Origin of the sequence: Paenibacillus xylanivorans (genome assembly GCF_001280595.1) — a bacterium.
Lineage (GTDB): Bacteria > Bacillota > Bacilli > Paenibacillales > Paenibacillaceae > Paenibacillus > Paenibacillus xylanivorans.
Window position 1 is genome coordinate 97,974 of the sequence record NZ_LITU01000051.1, and the last position, 6,837, is coordinate 104,810.

A 6,837-nucleotide genomic window follows, 5' to 3' on the forward strand; every position below is an offset into this window, starting at 1 on the left:
TTGCGTACATAACACGTCTGCCTGATGATTTGAATGGTCAGGAGACTGGTACGGTTGTGGTCATGGCGGATACGCGAAGATTCCAGGAAGCGATTGAGAGCATTTCGGGTTTTAGTGATGCAACGCTGCTGATCCTGAACCAGAATAACGAGATTCTGATGAGCAATCGCCCCGGATCGGAGGAATTGAAGCCATTCATGAATGGCAATCAGGTTCAGTTGGATAACGCCAAGGTAGGAAAATCGGAGATGTTTTACATGGACTCCGCTGTATCCGATCTGAAGTACGCATTAATTATCCCTAGCAGCCTGTATTGGGAAAAGGCAGTGTATGTTCGCAATTTTACGTATATCAGTATCGTGGTGAGTCTCATTAGTGCGGGCGTACTGACCTGGTTCTTCATGCGCCGGAATTACTCTCCAATCCAACAGCTCGTGGAATCACTACAAGACAAAAATACGCAGAACGAACCCGCTGATCGGAACGAACTGAGGTTTATTCAGAAGGTCATTATGAACACACGATCAGAAAAGAATGAAATCGCCCAGCAGTTGCAGAAACATCAGCAGGTGCTGCGCTCCAATATGATTAACCGGCTTCTGAAAGGCAAACAGGATACGCTGGTGCCCTATGAAGATGCATTCCGTTCTTTTCATATGCCGCTGTATTCAAGTGAGTTTGCTGTTATCCTATTTGTCATCGAAAATGAAGAGAATCTATATGGAAAGCTGCCAGGCATTGATATCAATGAACGAAACAAATTGATCCATCTCATTATTTCCAATGTTGTTGAAGAACTGGCTTCAGAGCGTCAGCACGCAGGATATGTAGCGGAAGTCGATGATATGATGGTCTGCCTTGTAAATATGAAAGCGGATTCTTCGGATTGGAACCAGGATCTTCATCACATTGCGGCAGAAGCACAGCGCTTCCTGGAACGCTATGATATGGAACTGACAATCTCCATCAGCGGACGCCATACGTCGTGGATTGGTATTGCCGAAGCATACCAGGAAGCAGTGGACGCGATGGAATACAAAATGGTGCTTGGCAAGAAAGGCATCATTACCTATGGGGATGTGCGCAGCGACGCAGTGGCGGATGATCCGTTTGGCTACTACTATCCTCTTCAGGTGGAGCAACAGCTTCTTAATTTCATCAAAGCCGGAGATACCGACCAAGCCAGCGCTTATATGAACGAGATTACAGAGCGGAATTTTGATAAACCGATTATGTCGCTCACACTCGCACGTTGCCTGATTTTTAACCTGGTAGGTACAATGATCAAGGCCATCAATGATCTGGGGGACAGGGATAACAACACGCTAACCCAATACCCTCATCGGATTGATGACATTATTGCCGGGGATACCATTCAAGAGATGCAGGAGGCTTTGCAGACCTTGCTTGAGGAGGTATGTGCCTATGCCGCTGACAAGCGCGCAACGAATGTATCACAAGAACGTGAGGATTCCCTGCGTCATCTCAGTACCCAGGTTACACAGTATATTGAGAGCAACTATACGGACGTGAATTTGAACGTCAACGCCATTGGTGAGCATTTTGAACTGAAGGGCAGTTATTTGTCCAAACTCTTCAAGAATCAGACCGGTGAAGGTCTGCTGGACTGCATTCATAAGTGCCGTATCCGACAGGCTAAAGAAATGATTGAGCATAAACAGGAATCTATCAACGAAATATCCCGATTGGTCGGGTATAACGACGCAGCAACTTTCATCCGGGTATTCAAGAAATACGAAGGCATTACGCCCGGTAAATATAAAGAAATCAGTTGATTTGAAAGGAGACCGGAACATGAACGTAAAGAGGATGTTGGCATTCATAACAAAAGTAACAGGATTAATCCTGCTGCTTGGCATGCTGACTGCTTGCGATCAGAACGGGACAGATTCGGATACCGCTATGGATGAACGTTCCGGCTCGTCAGAGTCTCAGACCGTCTCCATCGCCGCTCCCAATGACGATGGGAGATTAACCTACTGGGCAGAATTGAATGGCAATGCAGCAAGCATTAAGTCCAGCTTCAATGAGGTTCCTTTTTTTCAGGAATGGCAGAAGAGAACCCGGGTCAACCTTCAATTCATTCGGCCTCCCGCCAATCAGGCCAAAGAAGCGATTAATGTGTTACTTACGTCCGGAGAGCTGCCGGATATGATCGAATACGAGTGGAGTAATTATCCCGGCGGACCGGAGAAAGCGATCAAAGACGGATATATTCTGCGACTAAACGATGTTATCGATCAATCCGCACCTCATCTGAAGCAGTACCTGAACGAGCATCCGGACATTGATATGCAGATTCGTACAGCCAGCGGAAGTTATTACGCGTTTCCCTTTATTCAGGGACAAGACAAGCTGCGAACCTATCAAGGGCCGATTATCCGAAAGGACTGGCTGGATGAGCTCGGACTTGAAGTGCCGACCACGATCGACGAATGGCATACCATGCTTAGGGCATTCAAGGACAAAAAGGGGGCTGACGCCCCGCTCACTTTCCTTGGTGTTCCAAATCCTTTGTTTGGTATTGAAGGCGGTGGTTTTATTGGCGCTTTTGGCATTAAGAAGGGATTTTACGTGGAAGATGGCCAAATTAAGTTTGGGGCACAGGAACCTGAATATAAGGCCTTTCTAGCCTTGTTTCGTGAATGGTATGCGGAAGGACTCATCGACAAGAATCTGGCTGCCGTCGATTCGCAGACTCAGGATACAAACATGACAACAGGACGCAGCGGCGCGAGTATCTGGAATGCAGGTGCGGGGATCGGTACATGGCTACCCATCTTGCAGGAGACGGATCCCCATGCACAACTTGTGCCAGCGCCGTATCCTGTCATGAACAAAGGAGATCGCCCGAAATTCGGTCAACTTGCTCCCGCTATCGGTTCCAGTGGAGTCGCCATATCCAGCAACAGTCGTCATGTGGAAGAAGCAGCACGTATGCTGGATTACGGGTATGGGCCTGAAGGACATTTGCTGTTCAACTTTGGAATAGAAGGTGTTAGTTTTGAGATGAAAGATGGGTATCCGACGTATACGGAAACTATTCTGAAAAACCCTGACAAGTGGTCGCCGGCCCAAGCCCTTGCGATGTACACCAGAGCAAGTTATTTTGGTCCATTTGTGCAGGATACGCGATATATGGAACAATATTATATTTTACCGGAACAGAAAGAGGCGGTGCAGCTATGGTCCAACACGGATGCTGTGCTCCACCAAGTACCAACACTGCCCAAGACCGAGAAAGAAAGCACCGAAATGTCCGTCATCATGCAGGAAGTGAACAAGGTGGTGGATGAGATGTCGCTTAAAATCATTTTTGGCATTGAGCCGGTGGATGCTTTTGATACGTACGTCGAGCAAATCAAGTCGTTACAGATTAATCGTGCGATTGAGATTCAACAGCAGGCTTTAGAACGATATAATCGTGCAGTGTCCTCTGAATAAATCCTTATATTGTATAAAATGGGCATTGGAGTGTCGTTTTTGTTGATGTAATTTCGTTCCCTCGTGCTCTACAATCGGTTATGACATGCTGAGATAGCATGCACATGACTCTTGCTCAAGCAGGATCGGAGGTGACTACAGGGTTTCTTGAAACCGCTCACATACTCTGAAATCCAAAAGGAGGAGAACGAAAGCATGCGGAAAAAGTGGCCTTTGTTAGGGTTGGCATTTACGTTGGCTGTTGGATTGTATGTACCTGGAACCCATGAGGTTCAAGCATCAGAGGGTGACTCACAGCCATCTATTGAACGTGCGGGTGAGAACCTGTCTTTAGGAACGGATGGCAGAAGCAGACTCTATCCTAAGGATTGGTATCCAGGATTTAAAGATGAACAAGGAAGATTTCTGCATGACTTTTCTTATGCAGGCTATCGACGCGGGGAAACAGAACTACCTAAAACGGCTAAGAACAAACGTATCGACGTTACGAAAGCACCTTATTTTGCTGATCCTTCAGGGGACCGTGATGCAACGCAGGCGATTCAAAAGGCAATTGATGCTGCTGTTGTGTTGGGTGGGGGTGTCGTGTATCTTCCCAAGGGTACATATCAGGTTAACCCTCAGGCCGGCAAGGATTATTCGCTAAACATTCCTGCAAGTCGTGTAGTCCTGAAAGGTGACGGGATGAATAAGACTCATATCTATAATGCACAGCAAAATATGAAAAACAAGGATATTATCCGGATCGGGAACGGAGATTGGAAGAAAACCGGGATCTCTACCAAACTTCGCAAGTCCGTTACCGATCCAACCGTCCTGCTATCCGTTGAGGATACGAGCGGGTTTGCAGTGAATGATTACGTGGTCATTTCATTCGAAACGACGCCGGGGTTCTTACGTGAGCTGGGTATGCAAAACAAATGGTCTTCACGTCTCGGTAAAGTAGAACCGTTATTCTATCGCCAAATCGTGGGGGTAGATCCGGAAAATAAAACGATCACGTTAGACATTCCGACGCGTTATCCAATGAAGCTGCGCGATGACATTACGATTAGTCAGACGGCTGATCCAATTGTCGAGGTAGGTTTGGAGGATTTCTCAATCGCAAACATTCAGAATTCGAAACCTGGACTTGGCGAGGATGACTTCAAAGTCGTTGGGACTGCTGGATATGAAGCCGATAATGCTAAAGCGGTCAATGTGATCGCAGTGGCGAACAGCTGGATTCGAAATATCAATACTTATAAGCCAGCTGGCAATGCGGATTATCATCTGTTGTCCAAGGGAATTATTCTGGACCGTACGAAGAACGTCACTGTGGATCATGTGACCATGCAGTACCCGCAGTATCGTGGAGCGAACGGAAACGGTTATTTATATCAGTTTATAGGCAATGATAATCTCATCAAGAACAGTAAGGCGATAGGAGCTAGACATAGCTTCACATATGCCAACTTCTCTGCGAACGGGAATGTGCTGCAAGGTGCATATTCCGAGAATCCTTCATTATTGACCGACTTCCATATGTACTTGAGCATGGCGAACCTGATTGACAACCTGGTAGTCAACGGGGACGGAATATCCGCCATTACGCGGGATTATGGATCATCCGAAACGAATCGTCATGGGGTCGTTACCACGGAAAGTGTGTTCTGGAATACGACCGGACAGGCGGCACATCGCAGTAAATCCGGCGTTATTGTAGAATCGGAACAATTCGGGAATGGTTATGTCATTGGAACAAAAGGAAAGGACACCGGCGTGAACGTTAACATTGTTGGTTCCATTCCGGATGCGAATACGCAGCCATTTGATATGGCGGAAGGCATTGGGGAGGGCGATCGTTTATCCCCGCAAAGTTTATATCAGGATCAGAGCAAGAAGCGAATCAAAGATATTCATCTGGGGCTTCAATCTCTGTTGGTGAATGGCGAAGCTATAGCGGGTATGCAGTTCTTAAGAACGGATTACATTCACACTTTACCTTATGGCACAACGGAAACGCCGATCATCTCTGCGAAACCGTTTGCCAAGGATGCCAAGGTTAAAATTAAACAACCACAAGGGACCAATGGAACTGGAGAGATCACTGTATCGTATCGGGGTCATACCCAGAACGTGCGAGTGAATTTTAAGGTAGCTGATACACCGGTACTTCCAGAGAATATCTCCATAAGTCCTAATAAAGCGCTTCCAGGATGGAGAGTTGCAGGCAATGCGATCAGCGCAGGCGCGAGCGGGGAATTATCCTCATTTCTAACATTAGATAATGGTGAGATCGTGAATATTGCAGAATTGGATGTTCCTGTCACGTATACGTCGAGTGATGAGACGATCGGATATACGGAAGGAACTACCTTCCATGCGGTAAAAGCGGGAATTGTCGACGTCATCGTGAGCTGCGTCTTTAATGGAGTAACGGTCGAGGCACGAGAGAAATTTGAAGTCAAAGAGCCTATGGCCGAACCAGAAGGACCGTTCGCTAACGTAACCAAGGTTACAGCAAGTGCAGATGACGGCAATCTGCCGATCCATACGATCGACCGTGATCCAGACTCCAGATGGTCTGCAGATGGCAAGGGACAATACTTGCAATTGGAGCTTGAGCAACAGACCGAAGTGGGGCAGGTGAGCATTCAATTCTATAATGGACATACGCGATCCAATTATTTCGATTTGGAAATTTCATCGGATGGTATTAATTACCAAAAAGTAATGAGTAACGTGGCAAGTCAAAAACAGGCTGCCTATGAAACATTTGAATTTGAACCGGTTCAGGCCAAATTCATTCGTTATGTTGGGCAAGGAAACGAATCCAATACCTGGAACAGTATTATAGAGTTGTGGGTGCATGGGAATTAAAATGATGTAGCATAAAATTAAAAGAATTCGGTATCAAATATAATATGTACTCATTTTAAAGCTGGAATGAGTGCATAATTATATTTGAGAATTGAGTTGGGTGTGTAATACGACAATTAGAAACATGAGGATCACATATTTATCCATATGAAATTAAAAATATCTCGGGGTCTATAAAAAGAAAAAGCCACATTTATCCATGTGTGGAATGAGAGTTGTGATTGAACGAGTTATGTATGGATCGTTATGTAGCTTCTTTAAAATAAAATCCATTACTGTTTCACAAAACTCGTATTTTGTACATATGTATAACTACTGAATTTTCAGTGTCGTGATTTTTGTGTACTCATATGTCTGAGGACAAGAACATTGTTCCTTAAAAGACAAGAACATTGTTCCATTGCCCCCTCCTTACCTTTTTGCGACAACCAAAAGCCGTTAATCATCATTGCACAGATTAACGGCTCTAAAAATTTAATCTTTTCACATATGCTTCAACTGATTTTTGTA

At 45.5% G+C, this 6,837-nt stretch carries 3 protein-coding genes; all 3 read left to right on the forward strand.

Features of this window, described 5'->3' with window-relative positions; translation table 11 throughout:
- Window positions 1-1,796: helix-turn-helix domain-containing protein (locus AMS66_RS09855; protein ID WP_236703314.1), on the forward strand; the 1,796-nt coding region annotated here is incomplete at its 5' end.
- A gap of 19 nt (window positions 1,797-1,815) precedes the next feature.
- Window positions 1,816-3,465 (forward strand): extracellular solute-binding protein, encoded by a 1,650-nt coding sequence (locus AMS66_RS09860; protein WP_144424460.1) that lies wholly within the window; start codon window positions 1,816-1,818, stop codon window positions 3,463-3,465.
- 195 nt (window positions 3,466-3,660) lie between these two features.
- On the forward strand, window positions 3,661-6,327 hold the full coding sequence (locus AMS66_RS09865; protein WP_053780628.1) for a discoidin domain-containing protein: 2,667 nt from the start codon (window positions 3,661-3,663) through the stop codon (window positions 6,325-6,327).
- Window positions 6,328-6,837: the final 510 nt, after the last annotated feature.

Coding starts and splice junctions, on each gene's coding strand:
- AMS66_RS09860 (WP_144424460.1), top strand. CDS start 1,816: ATGAACGTAAAGAGGATGTTGGCATTCATAACAAAAGTAACAGGATTA.
- AMS66_RS09865 (WP_053780628.1), top strand. CDS start 3,661: ATGCGGAAAAAGTGGCCTTTGTTAGGGTTGGCATTTACGTTGGCTGTT.